Here is a 21727-nt window from a genome sequence, read left to right on the forward strand (position 1 = left end):
TTGGTAAAAAAGTTCAAAGGTGCTTTTTTGTTTATTGAAAAACCCTACGTAATAGAATGGCAAAAGCTGCGCCAATTAAAGCGAAAATGGTATGTAAAAGTGCGATGTAGCCAGCTCCAATCACAAGCGCCCCTATTTCAGTTAAAGAAAAGATTGTAATATAGAGCTCGTTATTAAGATTATTAATGATAGCCCAAACGAATACAGGCAAAGAGCTTATGATAAAAACAATCCAGATATTTTTATAGAAAAGGTAAGAAAGACAGCCGAAAAGAGCATATGAGATGACGAAGCCCTTTTGATTGCCAAGTAAGGACGAGTTAATGGCAAACATAAAGGATAATACAATAAATATGATATGAAAAAAGGATACTGTTCTTTTCATGGGTAAGTATGCGTTCTGAGTTGATGAATTGGCTACAAGCTGCTGACATTGCTGACAAGTTGTTAGATGCTGTTCGACAAATTCTATTGTTGATGCTTGAAGCAGTTGTTTTTTATAAAGAGGTATTAAATCCTCTATAATTGAGCATTCCTGTGACAATACTTTCCCTCCATTCAATCTCTCCTCATTATACGACTTTTTGCGGAAAATAAAAAAAGCCTTCCGTGAATTTTTCAATCGGAAAACTTGTACATGCACCCTATTAGTTTGATGTTAATACTTCATTTGTTAATGCTTGAATATCGATATGTGTTTTTTCCTTTACTGCATCCTTTAAAATTTCTGTGCGGAAATAGTGGACGGTCGCTTCAAGTGGAATTGCCAACAGTTTTGAAAGGGCTGATTGATACATATAGACAAATTCTTTGTCAGTATTACCACGCTTTAATTCTGCGAAAGCCTCATAAAACTGGTCGAGTTTATCCGCAAATTCAAGTAGCCGACCCTCTAAAGTCTGATCCTTTCCTTCTTTCATCCGTTCAAGGAAAATAGCCTGAAATTCTTGAGGGATTTCATTGATAATGAATTTTTCCATCATCTTTTCTTCCACATGTGCGAGCATTTGCTTTAACTCTGGGCTAGCATGTTTTACTGGTGTCTTAATGTCACCAATAAACACTTCCGCAAAGTCATGATTGATTGTCTTTTCATATAAAGATTTCCAATCAACTGTTGCACCGTGCATTTCTTCTAACGTTGCGAAAAACATCGCATATTGGGACACTTTCCAAGAATGGGCTGCCACGTTGTGCTCTTCAAATTTGAAGCGACCAGGGCAACGAATAATACGCTCTAAATCATTAAGACTTGTGAAAAATTGATGAATTCCTATAAAAATCACTCCTTTTTGTTCTATAAGTGCATGTTACTATAAACAATACCCTCTTTATACGTTTTTCAAACAATTTAACAATGATTCAGGCTGTGTTTACAAAGGATTCACAATTGCTGATAAAGTAAATTCAGCTGAATGCTATAATGAAGGGGACTGATGAAAAGGGGAGTACACAGTATGTTTTCCATTTATACACTTCTTCTTTATATACATATTTTAAGTGCTATTCTTTCGATTGGGCCTTTGTTCGTTGTGCTAACCATTGTAAAAAAAATGCGCATAGCTTCCATGGATGACATGCCACCATATATAGAAGCCTTTAAGGGGGCCATTACGCTCGTCAAACATTCAGGGCATGTACTAGTAGCCTCTGGTATTTTGTTAATGTGGCATGCGGGCTATCATTGGAATACCTCGTGGATTGTATTAACCTTCCTCGTGATGTTCGCATCGATCGTATTTCTAGCAAGGGCGTTTAAACCGACGTTGCGTACTTTTAACACACCAGCATTTAATCATCTACAATTTGTTTCACTGTTGCATCGTAAAACATGGATGTATATAGTATTATTGCTTATTATGCTATGGCTGATGGTAGCAAAGCCCGTTCTTTGGTAAAAAAGATAATGTCATCTGCAGAAAAAGACCTTTTCACAAGGCGAGAGGTTGATTTGCGTTCCGCCAGCGTTCTTTCCAGGGGGCGTCCGATGAGCCGCTAAATCCCCTAGGAGTGACGCTGGTTCCTCTCCAATCAACCATTCTACAGAAGTGTTTTTTCCTTAGCAGCAGTAGCGATCAAATAGCCCATTATTTGAATTAGGGCTTTTATTTTCAATGGGGAGAAGTGATGAGTGACGACACTCCACACTAAAATGAGTAGTTAACACCTTCACTTTATTTGAAAACTTTGTTAAAAGCCTTTCATAAAGATTCTATTAATTGGTTTGTTTTTCAACACTATGAAAAAATCGCCCCCTTAAGGAGTGCGATTTTTTTAGCTTACTAAGCGTTTAAAATAACTTTTTCGAATTAATACATAGCTAATGAGGAAAAGCACAAAGAAACAACAAGAGCTAGCTATGGAAACTTGTAAAAATGCTGTAGAAACCATTGTTTGTATAGCAAAAAGTGTAATTAACAAGAGTGTAATAGCTATGGTGAATGGTACAAAAATAAGAATCGCCAATTCTTTAGTGATAATGGTAGCTAATTCATTTCTAGAAAGTCCTAACTTACGTATACCAATATACTTTTCCTTCTCTTGTTGTAATGTTGTTTGTAAATAGAAGTACAATATACTCATGGCTGCACTTAAGAAAATTAGACTTAACATGGAGCCGCTAAAGAACATGACGCTTTTAACAAACATCTCTGTGTTATATAAATCAATTTTGGATGTTACATAACGTTCTCCAGGTAAAGAGGATAAGTCACTGGTAATAATTTTTGCCAAATCTGTGTGGGCTGTCCAATCTTCCAGTTCATAGATATACGTTTTATAAATAGGGTAGTCAATGGTTTTGTAAATGTCATCAGGTACAATGAAATAACTTTGTTGGAAGCCGGTAGATAGCAGATTTTGCTCATGGGTGCTGGCTAGTTTGAAAGATTTTATATACAGATCGCTGGCATTGTTTGTTGTAGGCGCTACATCTCGACTGCCAGCGACGGCAATAAATTCATCTTTACTTAGTTTGTTGTCCTGATGCTGGATCAGGTTATAATCCGATAACGCCATATAGCCAATGCGTTGATCTTCCTTTGATTTAAATTCAATAAAATACTTGTGGGCTTGAACCGTTGATAAAGTATCTTCAAGATAATCAAGATCAGCCTTTACCATGTTGTCATCAGCTTTTGGATCAGCAATATATTGAAAGCTATATGGATAATTTTCTTCACTAGTCTTTTTTACATTGTAATAAGAGCTAAATAAAATACTTGTACATAGAAAGACACCGCTTAATAGGATAGTAATTAGAAACAGCATATTTGCATGTGATTTCATTTTTGCATTTAAATTGGACGCCAAAAGCATATTTGTTTTTTGAAGATAGGCAGGAGACTTTTCATATATTTTTAAAAACAAACGAAATCCTTGTGTAATAACTAAATAAATCGTACTAAGAATGCTAATAAAAAATAACAGATAATAAAGGACACTTAAAGTGTCTACAATGGAATGCTCGATTTTTAGCAAGTAAGCTAAAGTGGCAGACATCAAAATACTTAGTATTAATAACACATAATGAGGCTTAATAGATTTCTCGATAACTGTATCGCTTTTTAAAAGTTGGATAGACGCTTCTTTATTAATGAACCTCGTAACAACTGTCGATATTACAACAAATAAAATCAGAAATAATCCTATGGTTATGCTGATTGCTTGAAGAGGCATGTACATACCGAATGTTTCTGCCTTTAAAATAACTTTTGCACCCATTAAGAAAAGAGGTGTAATAACAAGACCGAGAACGATAGCCGCCAGAATAGCTAAAATGCCAATTAACAGATTTTCACGGAAGACCAGCTTACGAATCTGCTTCATGGAAGCCCCAGTAATCATAAATATTCCTAAGGTCTTGGTCTTCTTACGTAAAAATGCTGTGATTGAATAGGTAATGTAAATAAAAGAGAATAAATAAACGAGCATACTAGCTAGCATTAAAGAAATTCCAAGTGTAGAGTTTGGATCTAGGCTTTTCAGATTTGGATGAAAGACGATAACAGAAAATAGAAAGAAAATAATAATAGAAAACATACTACTCAAGAAGTAAGAAACATACGTCCATTTGTCACGTAAAATATTTTGAATCACAATATGATTAAAGCTCATGCTGTCCACCACCTAGAAAAGCAAGCGTGTCCATAATTTCCTGATAAAAATGCTTGCGGTTGTTGCCTCGATGTATTTCGTTATATAATTTCCCATCTTTAATAAAAATAATGCGATTGGCAAAGCTTGCTACATAAGGATCATGTGTCACCATGAGAATAGCCGTTTCAAGCGCTTGATTAATTGAGGAAAATAAGTTCATGACATCATTGACAGCCTTTGAATCCAAGTTTCCTGTAGGCTCGTCTGCTAACAATAAACTTGGCCCATGTATAACGGCACGAGCGATGGCTACTCGTTGTTTTTGTCCACCTGAAATTTCATAAATACGTTTCGACAATAGTTCCTCGATACCAAGAAATTGAGCGACATCCTTTAAACGTTGAAGCATTTTTGAAGCAGGTATGCTATCTAATGTTAATGGCAATAAAATATTTTCTTTCACTGTTAATGTATGCACAAGATTAAAATCCTGAAATACAAAACCTAGTTCAGAGCGTCTAAATTTGGCGAGCTCCTCATCATTTAATGCGTAAGGATTATGATTGTTAATGAAGATATCGCCAGCGGTAGGACGATCAATAGTGGATACACTATTTAAAAATGTTGTTTTCCCACTACCTGAAGGTCCCATGACAGCTACAAATTCCTGTTGCTGTAGCTGAAAATCGATACCGTTTAACGCTTTATAGGTGATCTCACCAATGTATTCCTTGTGCAAATTAGTTACTTGTAGTATTGCGTTACCCAAATTAAAACAACTCCTTTATGCTCATTAGATAACTTTAGTATAGAAAAGGAGCGGCACATAACCTATTTCTCTTGATGACGTGAAGATGACAACTTTGTCATCTTCATTTTTTTAAGACTATTTGAAAAATTAATGGAAAAAGTAGTGACATGCTCAGAAGATTGTAAAGTGAAGGGGTGCTCTAGTGTAGTTAAAATCTTTTTCACTAAATATAAGCCTATACCTGTTGCTTCACCACTCGTTCGCCCCTTCATACCTGTATAAAATAAATCAAAGACTCGTGCTATTTCACTAGCAGGGATCGTCTCACCATGATTTTTTATGTGCAAAGCCGTGTTGTCATAATGGATATGAATGGTGCTTGCCATTTCACTATATTTAATGGCGTTATTTAATACTTGATAAAGTACAATTTTTAACCACTTTCGATCTGAATAAATGATTTGGTCTTCAGCAAACGTCAGCTTTGGAAAAACTTCTCTTATGATAAAGAAATCCTTCAAATCATTGATGACTTCTTGCACGAGTCCTTTTAAAATAATAGGTTCAATTTTTAAATCAGCTACTAAATGAGATGTGCGCTCATACGTTAATAACTGATTGAGGGTAAATGTCAATTTATTGCACTCTTTATTGATGGTATGCCATTGCTGCAATTCATCAGAGGTCTTGTTGGGTGTAGCTTGAACGATTAATTGAATAACTGACAAGGGTGTCTTCATTTGGTGTGCAAAATGTGATAAAACTAGTTGCTTCTCGTGTGCTTGTTCTTCCAATCTTTGCTGTTGGGTTAAAAATAAATACTGTATTTGCCTTAGCTTTTCACTATAGTATTGCTCAATAGCTGCACGTGGTTCAAATAAATGAAGTTCATCCTGTGTGTTGATATTTTTTTGTAAATGATGATAAAACTTTCTTCTTCGATAATAACGACCAAGTAGCCACAGAATAAATAGAAAGCTGACAAGAAAAACAAAGTAGGCATAGTGTGAGGATAGGTCATCTAATACATAAATTATCCAAGGTAATAGGAGGAAGCTTATGCTATAGAGAATAATGATACTAAGATGATCTCGAAAGAATAGCTTCATTCACTTTCCTCCACCAATTGATATCCAAGACCACGGATCGTTTTAATCTCAAGTTTAGAGTGTACGGCTTCCAATTTTCTACGTAATCGACCAATATTCACAGACAAAGTATTTTCCTCAACAAAGGTTTCATCATCCCAAATAGCACTTAAAAGCTTTTGACGCGGCACTACATTAGGGTAAGCTTCGAATAATAACTTACTAAGCTGCATTTCTTTTAGCGTTAACAGGCTCTCTTTGGCTTTTGTTTGAAGACGAACTGTATCTGGATTTAATGTAGTATTGGCTATAGTTATGGTTGTTGTCTCGGTTAAAGCATATTCACCATAGGTACGCCGAAGTAGTCCATTTACTTTTGCCATGAGGACATCCAATGAAAAGGGCTTTGTGATAAAATCATCGGCACCATTTTCAATTCCATATACTTGATCAATATCATTTACTCTGGCAGAGACAATGATGATGGGACATGTTGAGAGTTGACGGATTTTCCGAGACCAAAAATAGCCATCGTAAGTCGGGAGATTGATATCCATAATGACCAGGTGTGGTTGTATAGTATTAAATTCTTCAATAATGTATGGAAATTGTTGTACAGTAAAGCATTCAAACTGATACTTAGCTAAATGCTCGACAATCAGTGAAGCTATATTTGCATCGTCTTCTATTATGTATATTTTGTACATACCTATCGATCCTTCCTTTATTCTATATGTATACTGTACCCTCATTTCGAAAAATCTATATGTAATTGGAAACTTGAGAAAAGAGTCACTACAAAAATGGCGTTGTAATGACTCCGGTTTTTAATCTTTAGGTATATGGAAAGTAACATTTGTACCTTGGTTTATAGTACTTTGAATTTGTAATTGTTGGCCATAAATTCTTTTAAGTCGTAGATTTGTATTTCTTATCCCTATACCAGAGCTTGTCCCTTTGTAATCTTCTTGCAATTCCTCTAATAGAGTGGGGCTAATTCCCACACCATCATCTATTACGCTAATGGATACATAAGTTGTGAAATCTTTAATACGAATACAAACAGTACCGCCTTCTTCTTTCTTTAATATACCGTGTCGAATGGCATTTTCAACTAACGTTTGTAAAGAAATTGGAGGAATTTCAATTTGTATCGTTTCATCAATATCCCATTCAATCTGAATTAATTCACCAAATCGCTGCTGTTTAATGTAAAGATACGAACGAACTAAATCGAGCTCATGCTGTAGTGGTACTACTCTTTGAAGATTTCTGACATCGAAGCTGGCATGTAAATATTCACCAAAGTGATGCATTAAATCGATCATTCTATCTGTATCAATAGTACTAAGTGAGGCAATGGTATTAAGTGTATTAAATAAGAAGTGTGGTTGGATTTGAGATTGCAGCCAAGCACTTTCTAAATGTAGACGTTGTTGAATACTATATTTTAAATCAATTAAAGCTCGACTTCTTACTTTTAGCTCTAATGCATTAATAGGTTTTGTTACATAATCATTAGCACCATAGGCAAAGCCTGTATAAACATCTTCAGGGTGCTTTCTTATCGTCAATAATAAGATAGGTAATTCCAGCAATGAGTATTGTTTTCGTATTTTTTGAATTACAGCATAGCCTGAAATATACGGAAGCATTGCATCAACAATTACTAAATCCCATGATTCTTGCTGAATCAGAGCTAGAGCTTTCTCACTGGTTGTAACAGTAGTAATTTCGTATTCAGAGATCGAAAATATACTTTTCATCGTTGCTAAATTCATAGGGTCATCATCAATCATTAAGATCCTGAAATGCTTATCTGACACCATGGATAACTCTTGTTCATTTGTGGATAGCTGAGTTTTAGCTTGTGCATTAAAGGTTGCGTATTCCTTATTTTGTCTACTTTCATCTGCAAGAGGTAATGTAAAATAAACATTCGATCCTTTGTTAGGAATAGATTGTATATTTAACGTACCTCCATGTAATTCAATCAGTTTTTTTGAAATAAGTAGGCCAATACCAATGCCTTCATCATATTCTTGGCCCTGTTCATAGGGCGAATACAAAAGACTTTGTACAAAATTGTCCATGCCTTGTCCAGTATCACGAATGTGGATAATAGCCATATGCTGTTCTTCACGAGCAATAATTTCTATAGAGCCTTCACCTGTATACTTTAGGGCATTATGCAAAATGTTAAATAGGATTTGAATAAGGCGATTTTCGTCGGCTAATACATTTGGGAAACTTGGAGGTACTAAAGATACCATATGTATTTGTTTACCATTTGCAATAAAGCGGAGGATATCGAAAACTCCATAAACAGCACCTTGAAGATTTACACTTTGTGTATGGAGATGTAAATCTCCTTCTTTTAAACGAGTAAAATCCAGTATGTTGTTTAACGTAAAGGACATACTTCTACCTATATCGATAAGGTGTTTAAGATTTTTTTCATCTTCAGTAACAAGTTTGTTCTGTGGGTTGTCATAAATGGATTGACCTAGGGTAATCATCCTATTCATTGGACTCCAAAGTTTTTCTGCATTACTTGTAAGGAATTCATCTTTTAAAGCATCCTCGTGTTGTAGTTTAGTCACTAAGTTTTGAATTTGCTGAGAGTTCTCATGAAAACGTTTGAACCAATAGCTAGAAAAACCAAGCATGATAAATAAATAATCGAATGGATAAACGGGAATATCGAATACGTAAACAGATTTAATGAAACCCCATATAATACCATTTGTGGTGCCGATAGCTGTTAGTGCAATAAAAGCAGAGCTCCTTTTTTGGTTTTCTAAATACTCTCTAAGAGCCAGTACCACTACGTAAAGAAAGGATACTAGATAAAGTACGAAGAAAATATTCTTCGTAGGTATCAGCCATGTCATTGGTAAAACAATCGTGAGTATTGCACTTAAAACATAACAAGCAAAAATCCATTGAAATGTTTTAGTGTTGTGATATTTGACTAAGAGGACTCTCATAAACTGAACAAAGAAAAAGGAGGCTCCTAGAAAAATAATAGAAGAAAGCTTATAGGACCATACATAATTCAGATGCAACCAATCCAGTAGGGAGCGATCAAACGTAATTAATTCATCTGCTAAAGGCAAAAGAAAACCAAATGTGAAAAGTAAAACGATAGATTTTCGATAGATGAACAAATATACAAGTATGCTAAAAAGAGAGAATATGATTAGCATAACTACAATAGTTGAAAGAGATAGCCCTACAATTAATTGATGATGCGTCATCGCTGACGCAGTGCCAAATAAAATCCTTTTATTAATAATAGGACTTGTAGGTGTATCAAAATTAGATACATGAAGTATGAGATTAATTTCAGATTGTGTATTAGTAAAATAAACAGTATAAGGTGCAGCTTGACCTACATGGTCTTCTGCATTATCTGCTACTTTGCCTGATTTTCCTACTAGCTTTCCATTTATATATAAGGTTGATGCAGTTGAGATAGCAGGTATACGAATGGCATATCGATCATTATCTAAATTGTTTGGTAGCAGAATTTTTAACTGATAAGTGCCATAGGGTTGAGTCGTTCGCTCATTTTTTAACGCAGGAATATTTTGGGTATTATACGTATTGCTATGACTCTCTTTGTTACCCCCCTTATTTTCAGAATTCATAAATTGTCCAGGATAATAGATCCATCCTCCATCCAAGGAAATAACTTCTTCTTCCGATGTAGTCAAATTGTTTATGTGGACCACACCATCTTTGGCACTAGGTTGATGTGTAGAGGGGAGGAAATAGTTTAACCATAATAACCTTAGAAAAGTAAGGACTATAAAAATGGCAATTATAATAAGTAGATGTTGGGTAGAAGCTTTTCTCAACACAGCAATTTTTCCCTCCTAATAATCTCTATCTACCATGCCACGAAATTGGAAAAAAGAAAATATAATGGATAATAAAAGAATGCTTTAAGCCTATATAAATAGAACAATTTGGAGTTAGTAGTACTATCGATTTTTTCCTTTTAAATTGAAGGAGGAAAAAATCATTAGTGTTTAAGTTTTCTTTAAGAGGTTTGACGTATGATGATTGAATAAGTATATCAAAATTTAAACATAGATAAGATTAACGAAAAAACATCTCAATGGGAGAAATGATCTATTGTGGGTAAATTCAAGTTAAAGTTATCGTTTCTTATTATTAGTATGACAACTATTGTTGTCCTCATGACATCTAGTATTAGTATTTGGAGTAGCTATCGTAATTTCAATGAAATTTTGAAGGAACATAAAACAAATATACAAGAAACTTATGTAATGGAAGTCTCGACAATTACGGAAAGCTATTTACAAGATGCTAAGACAGATGACCATTCATTAAAGCTGTATACGCAACAAATGGTTGATACTTTACTTGATGAAAGAATAGTGTCCTTCAATTTGTTTTTTAAAAAAGTCCTAGGCCCAATCATAATAGTTATAGCGACTATAATGGGATTTGCTATTTGGTTTGCTATTAAAATTACACAGCCTCTCAAAGAGCTATCGAAAAGAATTGAAGTAGATGAAGGAGCACAAGGGATTGAGGAAATTGCTGATTGGTATGATGAGGTAAATTTATTGAAAAAGAATATTCAAAATATGATGATCTGTTCGGAAAGTAAAATCAATGACTTAACAGAGCAGTTGAACTTAGATTCATTAACAGGGATTCTTAATCGCAGAAGAATGGATCAAATTTTACACAATTTAATTATTGATAAGGTTCCTCATGCCATTATCTTAATAGATCTAGATGATTTTAAAAGTATAAATGATACATATGGTCATACTGTAGGAGATGAAGTTTTAAAAGCCTTTGCGATTACTATGCAGAGCAGTGTCGGGGAGCAGGGGTTATGCTTTAGATTTGGCGGCGAAGAATTTATGGTCATCTTACCTTCGATGAATATAGAGGATGCAGTCCAATTAGCGGAAAGTCTCCGAATCAAACAAGCTTTACAAGAAACTGTGTGTGGAAGACCTGTGACAATGTCTGCTGGAATTACGGCTTTTACACCAAATGTCCAAAGTCCCAATCAACTGATAGAAATTGCAGATCATGCTTTGTATAAGGCTAAAAAATCTGGAAGAAACTGTTTATGTGTTGTAAGTAATATGAGACAAATGATTGTTAAATAATTAAACTATATAAGCATGCTAGCACTGGACGCTAGCATGTTTTTTCATGTCCTTAGGGGTAAACGCTTGTTTTCATGCTCTTTTTCATGTGCATGTAAGACGTTTTGAAAAAGTTCTGTGGTTTCCTGAGATGGTGACACATTTAATTCTGTTAATAGAAGGCTATTAAAAGAATGGTATATTTTTATAGCTTCTGCGCGATTTCCAATTTCAGTATAATGTTGGATTAATTGTTGCACGATTTTGTCGGAATACGGATTAAACTCTAAAGCAAATAACAATGAACGCTCTCTGTTTTTAAGGTTCTGATTTTTAGAGTAGTAAAGTATCAATTCATCAAGTAGTTGACTAAATTGTTTATTCATCAAATTTGCTTTACTAGTAGTCCATGCATAGTCCATTGTTGCCATAAATTCACCATGGTAATTTTGGATGAGTTCCTCAGCTCTTTCAATATTTAATCGTCCTGTTTCAGCTTTGGTATTTAAGATATCCTCCAAATCAAAGGCATCACATTGAAAATCGTTTAGTTTCAAAATATAGCAGCCATTTGCATATTCAATGACATCCGTGTAGCCATAAGATGAAAGTGTTGTACGTAAGTAGGAGACAGTAGTATGCAATTGTACTCTGGCTTTTTTTACATCCGTATCACTCCAAAGTGAATCTAAAATGTTATCACGAGGTACGGGCATATGAAGCTGTAAAAATAGAAAGGCAAACAATTCTTTGCTTTTAATTGTTCTCCAATGAATTACTTTTTCATCAAAAGAAACGACAAACTCTCCAAAGCATCTGATTTGAAGCATAGGCTTTTGATGCGTTCGAGTTTTCTCCGATGATAGATTTTTTTGGAATAGCTTTTGTATTCTGTTAATGGTTATCTCTAAACGAGATTTTGAAACTGGCTTTAATAAATAATCAAGTGATTGTACATCAAATGCCTGAACAGCATAGTCTCGATAGGCAGTTACAAAAATGATACAGATATTTTTATCCCATGTTTTTAACAGTTGTGCTACTTCTAATCCGCTCATACCTGGCATTTCAACGTCTAAAAATGCTACTTGAAAGTCTAAGGTAGGTCCTTCTTTCAATACATCCTTTGCAGTAGTAAAAGTTCTAATGACCTCTATGTTATCAAATTCATTTAAATGTTTTTTCATGCTCACCAGAGCTAATGGCTCATCGTCCACGATAATTACCCGAATCACATAAGGAACCTCCTTTCGATAAATATGGCTGTATGATCAGATTGAGATGTCTATTATGGATCCTTTATATGGGTGAGTAGGAGCTGTTTGTTGCTGAGGTAGTTCTTTCAGTAATTCAATTGCAGTAGTTGTGTTTAAATTAAGAGCATTTTGCATGACACTCATCTGTACTGTGTGTTGGAGTTCCATCAGCTGGGATGACATAAGTGAATTAACTTCCATTTTTATTCCCTCCTTTTCTTTTTTTTATCGGCTAAATATAGCAAATATCTAATATAAAAAAGTCCTAAACAGACCTACTAAATTATAGTTTATACGCAATAAATTGATTAAATTACTAAAAAATTAATTGAAATTGTATATTTTTCCGTTTTTATAGTAATAATTCCTAATATCAGGCAGCTAGTCCTGAGTTATTAATTTGCAAACTTATGGTTGCTTACATAATAGAGCTTTTAACTCTAGTGTGCTAGCAACAGATTTGCAACAAATAATAAAATGATGGAGGTATTACTAAACATGAAGAAAAGAGCATTAGCTTTAGCGGTAGTATTGACATTTGGTGTGAGTCTCTATGCTAGTCCTTCCTTTGCTAAGGACAAATCGCCAGGCAATATACTATGGGCACTCCCGCAAATTTATAATTTAACAGTAGGTGAGTTCCAGCAATTAAATGAAAAGGATTCATTATGGTTTTACCCAGAGCAAGACTTAGTGAAAGACACGTCAAAAGCAGAAGAACCATTGGGGGATGAATATGTCATCAAAGGTGGGGATACTTTATTTTCAATAGCTCGTATTAATAATGTAACTGTAGATGATTTGAAGAAATGGAATCACCTTGCGTCAGATTTGATTTTAGCTGGTGAATCGATAGCTATTAAAGCTTCAGCTGCAAAACCAAAACCAAAAACTTCCGAGGGGATTGCAACAGCTACTAAGCCTGCTGCACCTGCCAAAACAAAACCAGCAAGTGCTCCAGCAACTGTCTCTGGTAAAACATTAACAATGCGTGCGACTGCGTATACAGCCTATTGTGAAGGCTGTTCAGGAATTACAGCAAATGGAACAGATATAAGGTCGAATCCTAATTTAAAGGTAATCGCTGTAGATCCACGGGTTATTCCACTCGGTACGAAGGTTTGGGTGGAAGGTTATGGTGAAGCAATCGCTGCTGATACAGGGGGAGCTATTAAAGGAAATAAAATCGATGTATTTATTCCTACTGAAGGACAAGCACTTCAGTGGGGTGTCAAAACAGTAACGGTAAAAATCTTAAATTAATTATGAAAGGGGTTTCTCGAACTTTGAGAAATCCCTTTTATTTTGGTTGATTTTCCTATTCAAGCTCCAATGAAATAGGAGCCATTATAGAAGCATAAATGACTAATTGTGCATAAGTACTGAAGAAATTGGAAATCATCAGAAAGAGAGGAGGTATTTTTATGAAAAAAATAAGCTTAATGAGTCTTTCTTTACTAATTTTTGTTGCGGGTTGCAGTTTTTTTGATAAGAAAGAGGAAAAAGTAGCTGTCAATGCATCTTCCCCTTTAACAGCTACTGCAAAAGTGATTGGTGCTAACAATGAAAGCTATGGCAATGCATATCTTCAAGAGGAAGATAATGGCGTTATGATGACGCTTGCATTAACAGGCTTACCACCAGGCACACACGGTATCCATATTCATGAAGTAGGAAAGTGTGAGCCACCTAAATTTGAATCAGCAGGAGCCCATTTTAATCCAACAAACAAGGAACATGGTAAATTAAATCCTAATGGCTATCATTTAGGGGACCTACCAAATTTGGAAATTGGTGAAGATGGCAATGTGGATCTTAACTTTTTAGCTGAGGGGTTAACTTTACAAAAGGATCAACCTAATTCGCTATTAGATAGTGATGGAAGTGCTATTGTCATTCATGAATCAGCGGATGATTATAAAACAGATCCTGCTGGTAATTCAGGAGCTAGAATAGCTTGTGGAGCCATTCAATAGAATAAAATGCATGACTGTATCTGTTTATTTCAGATGCAGTTTTTTTATATTCTATTCATTATTTATACAGTTAGAATGTTAAGTTAATTTTTTTAGAAAAGTAAATTAGGAGTTTATTTCAAATATAAAAGGGGTAATTAAATAAAGCTATAGTAATGTAAATTAATGGATTTAAAGTGGTTTTGTATAATTATAAAAGTCTGAATTTACTATAAATTAATTGACATTATTATACTAAGTTTGATAATTTTAAATAGATTCTTAAAAATAACCAAAGGGGGAAGGTTACTATGAGGAAGAAACAATTTAATTTATTAATGCTATTAAGTATCCTTGCGCTTATGATTTTAGCTGCATGTGGATCAGATAGTGGAAGTGGTTCGAAGGACACTGGAGATGACTCCGAATCAACTGAAAAACCTAAGTTTTTAAGTTTACTAACAGGTGGCACACAAGGTACTTACTATGCTCTTGGAGGTACATTCGCTGATTTAATAACTACTGATACAGGCATTAAAACAACTGCTGAAGTATCTCAGGCATCTGCTGCCAATATGACTGCTTTACAAGAAGGAAAAGGTGAAATTGCATTTGTTCAAACAGATATTGCTTATTATGCTACTGAAGGTAAGCTGATGTTTGATGGCAATAAAATTGATACAATTTCAGCTTTAGGTGCGCTTTATCCAGAAACAGTTCAACTCGTTACAACTGAAGCTTCGGGTATTAAAACGTATGCAGATTTAAAAGGTAAAAAAGTATCAGTGGGTGCTCCAGGCTCGGGTACTTACGCAAATGCTGAACAATTACTTGAAATAAATGGCTTAACGATGGATGATATCAAGGCACAAAACCTTGATTTTGGTGAATCAACAGATGGTCTTCAATCAGGTCAAATTGATGCAGCATTTATTACAGCAGGTACGCCAACAGGTGCTGTTGAAGCATTAAATGCTACAACGAAAGTGAATATTATCGGTTTAGATGCGGGTAAAGCAGATGAAATAATTGCTAAATACCCTTACTATGCAAAAGACACAGTAAAAGCTGGTACTTATGGTATTGCAAACGATGTGGAGACAGTTTCAGTTCTAGCTATGCTAGCGGTGAAAAAGGATCTTCCGGAAGATGTTGTTTATTCAATGACAAAAGCTATTTATGATAACACGGGTAAAATTTCCCATGCAAAAGGGGAATTCATAAAAGCAGAAACAGGTTTAGATGGTATTAGTATTGACATTCATCCAGGTGCACAAAAATACTTTAATGAAAAGAAATAGTGTGAATAGTGCTTGAAACTTTCTAAAAAATACGAAGGGGCTCGTTGCATAAAGCTTCGAGTCTCTTTCTTACTGTAGGATATAGGTTTAGGCGAATAGCTTTTAAAGTGGGGGAATAGGTCGAATGCAACAGAGAAAATTCATCATAACAGTTCTTTTAAGTATCTGTATATGTATTGTCATATTTCTTCCTCTTCAAAAGGTGTTCACCTTTACAGAGACGCGTATAGCCCATCCTGAAGTGCACTACATACCCATTTCAGTTGAGCAAACCTTTCAAATAAGATACACCCACTCCATACATAAGTCAGATGTATTGGAATCCTATCAATATATAAAAGGTAATCGTATTGAAATGCTTGAAATGGAATATGAAGACTTAGCTATTGGCATGCCAAGCTATGCAGAGGAACATCAAACACTTATTCAACGGAACGGTAAATATGTTCTCCAATTTAACAATAGTGCCATACTTGATAATTTTACGATCTATATAGGTGATTTAGATTTAGATCTGGTATTCAATTATGCAGGTGAAGAATATGATTTAAAAAAAGATTTACAGAGGGGTAAATCCTATTTATTTGAAATTAAGCGATTGTCACTTTACGAACAGTGGAAAGGAGTAAGGATGAAATGACAACACAGGAAAAATTAAGGAAAGAAGAAAAAGTAGAAGAATTTGAGCAAATCTCTGCTGAAGAGCAACAAGCCATACTTGAAAAATATGATATAGAATCCAATGTAAGAACAATCTCAGGTGTAATGAAGCATGTTATTTTCTTTGGCCTTTTAGCATTTTCGCTATTCCAACTTTACACAGCTATTTTTGGGCAATTTCCTGCTCAAATTCAACGTACCATCCACTTAGGCTTTGGTTTGACATTAATTTTCCTATTATTCCCAGCAAGAAAAAAAGCACCCAAGCATAAAATAGCCTGGTTCGATTATATTTTAGCATTACTAGCTATTGCAGTAGGTTCATATTGGTCTATGAACTATACAGAACTTGTGAATCGCAATGGCTCCATTACGCAGGTAGACTTTATTGTTGGGCTAATAGCTGTTGTACTAGTACTTGAGGCTGCTCGACGTGCTGTAGGGTTGCCTATTACAATTATTGCAATCGCTTTCTTGATTTACGCTTACTATGGCCCGTATTTCCCGGCATTTATGGCACATAGAGGACAGGATTTGGAGAGTATCGTCAACCTCATGTACTTTACAACTGATGGGATATTCGGCACACCAATTAGTGTATCAGCCACATTTATTTTTGTATTTTTACTATTCGGGGCATTTCTTGTGAAAACAGGCGTTGGCCAGTATTTTAACGATCTAGCAGTTGCACTAGCTGGAAAATTAATTGGCGGTCCTGCGAAGGTAGCTGTATTCTCAAGTGCACTTCAAGGTACAATTTCTGGAAGCTCTGTAGCTAACGTAGTAACGTCAGGCTCTTATACAATTCCAATGATGAAAAAACTAGGCTATCGAAAAGAGTTTGCTGGTGCAGTGGAAGCAGCTGCATCGACAGGTGGTCAACTTATGCCACCGATTATGGGTGCTGCTGCCTTCCTAATGGTTGAATTTATTGGTCGAGGGATTACGTATTGGGATATAGCAAAAGCGGCAGCTATTCCTGCTCTTTTATATTTTACAGGTATTTGGATTATGACACATTTCGAAGCAAAAAGAGTTGGTCTAAAAGGTCTGCGAGACGATCAAATGCCAAATCGTCAGGAGGTATTTAAGAAGATTTACCTTCTCTTACCGATTGTGGCGATTATCATATTAATGCTAACGGGTACACCAGTTATGCATGCAGCATTATATGGAATTATTATATCAATTGGTGTGGCTATGTTTAATAAAGAAACGCGTCTTAAACCAAAAGATGTGATTGATGCATTGGTGGAAGGTGCTCGAACTGCATTAGGTGTAGTTGCAGCTACTGCTTGTGCTGGGATTATTGTGGGTGTCGTTGTAAAAACAGGATTAGGTTTAAGTTTAGCAAATAGCTTAGTAGCTTTAGCTGGTGGTAGTATTATTTTGACACTTATTTTTGTTATGATAGCTTCGCTTATTCTTGGAATGGGTGCACCAACAACAGCAAACTATGTGATAACATCGACAATTGCTGCACCAGCAATTGTGGCTTTATTATCTCCAAATACACCACAAGAATTAGTGCCAGTAGTTGTATTACTATCTGCTCATTTCTTTGTGTTCTATTTCGGTATTATTGCTGATATTACACCACCTGTAGCACTGGCGGCGTTTGCGGCATCAGGTATTTCTGGTGGTGACCCTATCAAAACGGGTGTGAATTCAGCGAAACTTGCGATTGCGGCATTTATTATACCGTATATGATTGTTTTCTCTCCAGCATTATTAATGATTGATACAACAATTCCGCAAATTATTTGGGTAGTATTCACTGCTATCACTGGAATGGTGGCAATTGGTGCTGGTGTGATCGGCTACTGGTATCGTAAACTTTTCTGGTATGAAAGAATTATTATGATTGCTGCGGGGCTATTACTTATCTATCCTGAAAAATTCTCGGATTGGACTGGTTTAGGAATATTTATTGTGATGTTTGTGATCCAATTTTTGTCCCATAAAAAAGGAAATCATCACGATAATACGAAGGACAAAATGGGAGCTTCAGTATCTTAAATACTTGACTTGCATATAAATCTGCTCAATTAATAACTGGCTAAATATTAGTACAGATGTTAATGAGCAGCTTTTTGTTTTTTAAAGGTAAAATTTTTTAGTAATCATAAGAATCAATGGTATTTTTAATCTGATTTAGAGATAGGTTTTATAATTATAATGCATAATGTATATAATTTATTGCAATTTACTAAAAATCTATTGTATAATCCTTTTATCAGAAAATTCAATTAATAAGGAGTGATACAATGGGGAAGTTGTTAAATTCAAAGTTTGAAACGTATTTAATGGATCAAGAATTCGATTTACGTGAAGAAGAAGAGAAAAATGAGGAGCAAATGGTGAATATTCAGTATGAAGAGTATCCAGAAGGGTTTTTTACAAGTTTATAATGAAAATTTGATGGGCTATGTTGAAAGTATACTAACTTTTAGCATAGCCCATTGTATATTATACCTCTATTGATAAATGACTTTTCCAGTGCATATGAATGTAATATATGATTAAAATAAGTGTATTAGGTCTGAAGACATATGTACTTTTCTGAAAAAGATTCATGTATAATGGGAAACAAAAATGCGTATAGAGGTGTAGTTATGTCGAAAGCTTTAACAGTAGAAGAAACGATTTATCAATGGTTTGATCATTTTCATCAATATCCCGAAGTAAGTTGGAAAGAGTTTGAGACTACTAAAAAAATTGCTTCCATACTGGATGAATTGCATGTTAGTTATCGTTTATTAGGTGATATACCAGGATTAATAGCTGAAATAGGGACTGGTAATGAAATTGTTGCAGTACGTGCTGATATTGATGCCTTATGGCAGGAAGTTGATGGGAAGTGGCAAGCAAATCATTCGTGTGGACATGATGCGAATATCTCCATGGTTCTTGGTGCATTATTACTACTGAAAGATCGCACCTTACAACATCGTATTCGTTTCATCTTCCAACCTGCTGAAGAACTAGGAAATGGCGCATGTGCAACGTTTGATAGAGGCGCGGTTGATGGAGTATCACATTTATTTGGTGTTCATTTAAGACCAATAGAAGAATTACCACTTGGCAAAGTTTCGCCTGCGATTCATCATGGCGCTGCTTATTTTTTAGAGGGATCTATTCAAGGTATAGATGCACATGGTGCTAGACCACATCAAGGTAAAAATGCCATTGATGTTATTATGGCCGTGCAACAAATGCTACACAGCATTCATTTATCACCATTTGAACCACATTCTGCTAAGTTAACAAGAATCATTGCTGATGGTGGTAGTACAAATATTATTCCAGGTAATGCTAGTTTCTCAATGGATGTTCGCGCACAGCATAATCAACAACTTGAATTGCTGCGCAGTAAAATTGAATCTGGCCTGAAATCAATACAGCAACAATTTGAAATTGATATGAGTTGGAAGTGGATAGATTTCACACCAGGTGCTGAAGTTTCCCCAACTGCTGCGAACATGGCAAAGAATGCCATCATTGAGGCTTTGGGAGAAGGGCATTTAGCAGATGAAATAACTACACCAGGTAGTGATGATTTCCATTTCTATACAGTTAAAAAGCCAGAATTAAAAGCGGCAATGATTGGAATTGGTGCAAATTTAACACCAGGATTACACCACCCTAAAATGACATTTGATCGTAGTGCCTTAATTGATGCTGCGAAAGTACTTGCATGTGTATTAGAAAAAAAGCCTGAATAAAAAAATATTAAAAGCTATATGAAAAAATGTAACTTTTTTTTCATATAGCTTTTTTGCATGAACATTTTTAATGATGCATGGATATTCAAGGGTTTGCATTGTTTTTTATTGCTACTTGAAAGCGTTTTATTACGCTAAAATAAAGGGATTTGCTAGGGAAGCATAAATTTTTTGCGTTGACTTTTAATTTTTTGAATATTAAGCTAAAAAACGTAAAAAATTATTTGCGTCTTGAAAAAACCGAAAAGGGATTTGGTGCAAAAAAAGGGGATGGAAAAATGAAAAAGGATATTAATGCGGGCTGGGCACTACTAACTTTTGCAATTATGATTATTACTATGTTGATTACAGTAGTTGTTTTAGAGCAAAGTCCTCACGTACCTCTTCTTGTTGGCACAACTGTAGCAGCAATTGTTGCCAAAATGCATGGATATAAATGGGCAGAAATTGAAGAGATGATGTATAAAGGGATACGTCTGGCATTACCTGCCATTGTTATTATTATTTTAGTAGGTTTGACAATTGGGGCATGGATTGGCGGCGGTGTCGTAGCAACAATGATTTTCTACGGTCTAAAGTTAATTTCTCCAGCGTGGTTCCTTGTGACAATCATGTTGTTATGTTCAATTGTGTCATTAGCTATTGGTAGTTCATGGTCTACAATGGCTACAATTGGTGTCGCGGGTATGGGTATTGGTTTAAGTATGGGTATTCCAGCGGCTATGATTGCTGGTGCTGTTATTTCGGGTTCATACTTTGGAGATAAGATGTCACCATTATCAGATACAACAAATCTAGCAGCAGGATTAACTGGTACAGATCTGTTTGCACATATTAAGCATATGCTTTATACAACGATTCCAGCGTTGATTATTTCACTTGTTGTTTTTGGATTCATGGGTAGAAAATTTGCAGAAGTTTCAATGCAATCTGAAGAAATATTAACAACTTTAAAAGTGATGGAAGAAAGCTTCGTTATTTCTCCTTTACTATTACTTGTTCCTGTGGGAGTTATTGTATTAGTAGCTAAGAAAGTACCAGCAATTCCAGCTTTAATTATAGGGATTGTTTCAGGTTTCTTACTACAGATTTTTGTACAAGGTGGTTCAGCTGCAAGTGCTGTACAAGCATTACAGGCAGGCTTTGAAATCTCAACAGGTAATCACATGGTGGATGATTTATTTAACCGTGGTGGTCTAGACTCGATGATGAATACGGTTTCAATGACGATTGTAGCGATGACATTTGGTGGTATTTTAGAGTATTCAGGAATGTTAAAGGCATTGATGAATGTAATTGTGAAGTTTGCTAAATCTACAGGAAGTCTTATTGCTTCAACGATTGCAGCTTGTGTAACAACCAACGCAACATGTTCTGAGCAATATATCTCAATTGTTGTTCCTTCACGTATGTTCGCGGGTGTCTATCAACAACGTGGTTTACATTCTAAAAACCTCTCTCGTGCATTAGAGGATGGGGGAACATTAACATCTGTTTTCTTCCCTTGGAATACTTGTGGTGTGTTTATTTTAGCTACTTTAGGTGTAAGTGCAATGGAATATGCACCTTATGCAATTCTTAACTTTACTGTACCGATTATTTCTATTATCTATGGATATATTGGATTTGCTATTGTTAAATTAACGCCAGAAGAAATAGCAGAAGCTGAGAAGCGTAAAAAGGCGCAAGAAGCTGAAAATACGGATAATTTGGTAATGGTTGACTAAAAAAAAATTCTCGTAGATTCATGTG

19 protein-coding genes are annotated in these 21727 nt (G+C 35.2%); 10 read left to right on the forward strand and 9 right to left on the reverse strand.

Annotated elements, in window-relative coordinates; translation table 11 throughout:
• Positions 1–31: 31 nt before the first annotated feature.
• On the reverse strand, positions 32–544 hold the full coding sequence (locus tag VK91_RS12670; protein ID WP_048393231.1) for a zf-HC2 domain-containing protein: 513 nt from the start codon (positions 542–544) through the stop codon (positions 32–34).
• Between the two features lie 103 nt (positions 545–647).
• Positions 648–1286: a YfbR-like 5'-deoxynucleotidase gene (locus VK91_RS12675; protein WP_082148151.1), complete on the reverse strand. Its 639-nt coding sequence runs from the start codon at positions 1284–1286 to the stop codon at positions 648–650.
• Between the two features lie 171 nt (positions 1287–1457).
• Here VK91_RS12675 and VK91_RS12680 point away from each other — a divergent pair, with 171 nt between their 5' ends.
• The gene (locus tag VK91_RS12680; RefSeq protein WP_048393233.1) at positions 1458–1898 is read left to right on the forward strand and encodes a hypothetical protein; all 441 of its coding nucleotides are present in this window, start codon (positions 1458–1460) and stop codon (positions 1896–1898) included.
• 376 nt (positions 1899–2274) lie between these two features.
• Here the strand turns inward: VK91_RS12680 and VK91_RS12685 are convergent, their stop codons facing one another.
• The 5 genes from VK91_RS12685 to VK91_RS12705 form a co-directional block, all read right to left on the reverse strand.
• The gene (locus VK91_RS12685) at positions 2275–4116 is read right to left on the reverse strand and encodes an FtsX-like permease family protein (RefSeq protein WP_048393235.1); all 1842 of its coding nucleotides are present in this window, start codon (positions 4114–4116) and stop codon (positions 2275–2277) included.
• Positions 4106–4867, reverse strand: coding sequence for an ABC transporter ATP-binding protein (locus VK91_RS12690; protein WP_048393237.1), 762 nt, complete (start codon positions 4865–4867; stop codon positions 4106–4108). Before VK91_RS12690 ends, VK91_RS12685 begins: the two co-directional genes overlap by 11 nt.
• Positions 4868–4929: 62 nt before the next feature.
• Entirely contained in the window at positions 4930–5958 is a 1029-nt protein-coding gene (locus VK91_RS12695; protein ID WP_048393240.1) for a HAMP domain-containing sensor histidine kinase, read from the reverse strand.
• Positions 5955–6644, reverse strand: coding sequence for a response regulator transcription factor (locus tag VK91_RS12700; RefSeq protein ID WP_048393243.1), 690 nt, complete (start codon positions 6642–6644; stop codon positions 5955–5957). The genes VK91_RS12695 and VK91_RS12700 overlap by 4 nt, the downstream gene beginning before the upstream one ends.
• Positions 6645–6764: 120 nt before the next feature.
• Positions 6765–9626, reverse strand: a complete 2862-nt coding sequence (locus VK91_RS12705; protein WP_156181903.1) for an ATP-binding protein — start codon at positions 9624–9626, stop codon at positions 6765–6767.
• 456 nt (positions 9627–10082) lie between these two features.
• On the opposite strand from VK91_RS12705, the gene VK91_RS12710 reads away from it, so the two are divergent.
• Complete coding sequence (locus tag VK91_RS12710) at positions 10083–11099, forward strand: GGDEF domain-containing protein (RefSeq protein WP_048393244.1); 1017 nt, start codon at positions 10083–10085, stop codon at positions 11097–11099.
• A 44-nt stretch (positions 11100–11143) separates the two neighbouring features.
• Here the strand turns inward: VK91_RS12710 and VK91_RS12715 are convergent, their stop codons facing one another.
• Together VK91_RS12715 and VK91_RS12720 are read right to left on the reverse strand one after the other, a co-directional pair.
• Positions 11144–12313: a response regulator gene (locus VK91_RS12715; protein WP_048393245.1), complete on the reverse strand. Its 1170-nt coding sequence runs from the start codon at positions 12311–12313 to the stop codon at positions 11144–11146.
• Positions 12314–12349: 36 nt separating this feature from the next.
• A complete protein-coding gene (locus VK91_RS12720) occupies positions 12350–12535 on the reverse strand; it encodes a putative motility protein (protein WP_048393247.1) in 186 nt (61 codons plus the stop codon).
• Positions 12536–12832: 297 nt separating this feature from the next.
• Here VK91_RS12720 and VK91_RS12725 point away from each other — a divergent pair, with 297 nt between their 5' ends.
• From VK91_RS12725 to nhaC, 8 genes are all read left to right on the forward strand, one after another.
• A complete protein-coding gene (locus tag VK91_RS12725; protein WP_048393249.1) occupies positions 12833–13597 on the forward strand; it encodes a 3D domain-containing protein in 765 nt (254 codons plus the stop codon).
• A 161-nt stretch (positions 13598–13758) separates the two neighbouring features.
• Complete coding sequence (locus VK91_RS12730) at positions 13759–14310, forward strand: superoxide dismutase family protein (RefSeq protein ID WP_004229793.1); 552 nt, start codon at positions 13759–13761, stop codon at positions 14308–14310.
• A gap of 290 nt (positions 14311–14600) precedes the next feature.
• Entirely contained in the window at positions 14601–15590 is a 990-nt protein-coding gene (locus VK91_RS12735; RefSeq protein ID WP_048393251.1) for a TAXI family TRAP transporter solute-binding subunit, read from the forward strand.
• A gap of 124 nt (positions 15591–15714) precedes the next feature.
• A complete protein-coding gene (locus VK91_RS12740) occupies positions 15715–16230 on the forward strand; it encodes a DUF1850 domain-containing protein (RefSeq protein WP_048393253.1) in 516 nt (171 codons plus the stop codon).
• Positions 16227–18269, forward strand: coding sequence for a TRAP transporter permease (locus VK91_RS12745; protein WP_048393256.1), 2043 nt, complete (start codon positions 16227–16229; stop codon positions 18267–18269). The genes VK91_RS12740 and VK91_RS12745 overlap by 4 nt, the downstream gene beginning before the upstream one ends.
• Positions 18270–18517: 248 nt before the next feature.
• A complete protein-coding gene (locus VK91_RS22910) occupies positions 18518–18661 on the forward strand; it encodes a hypothetical protein (RefSeq protein WP_167444843.1) in 144 nt (47 codons plus the stop codon).
• A gap of 204 nt (positions 18662–18865) precedes the next feature.
• Positions 18866–19975 (forward strand): amidohydrolase, encoded by a 1110-nt coding sequence (locus tag VK91_RS12750; protein WP_048393258.1) that lies wholly within the window; start codon positions 18866–18868, stop codon positions 19973–19975.
• A 278-nt stretch (positions 19976–20253) separates the two neighbouring features.
• Complete coding sequence (gene nhaC / locus VK91_RS12755; RefSeq protein ID WP_048393453.1) at positions 20254–21702, forward strand: Na+/H+ antiporter NhaC; 1449 nt, start codon at positions 20254–20256, stop codon at positions 21700–21702.
• Positions 21703–21727 lie beyond the last annotated feature (25 nt).

Source organism: Lysinibacillus sp. LK3 (assembly GCF_001043675.1).
Taxonomy (GTDB): Bacteria; Bacillota; Bacilli; order Bacillales_A; family Planococcaceae; genus Lysinibacillus; species Lysinibacillus capsici.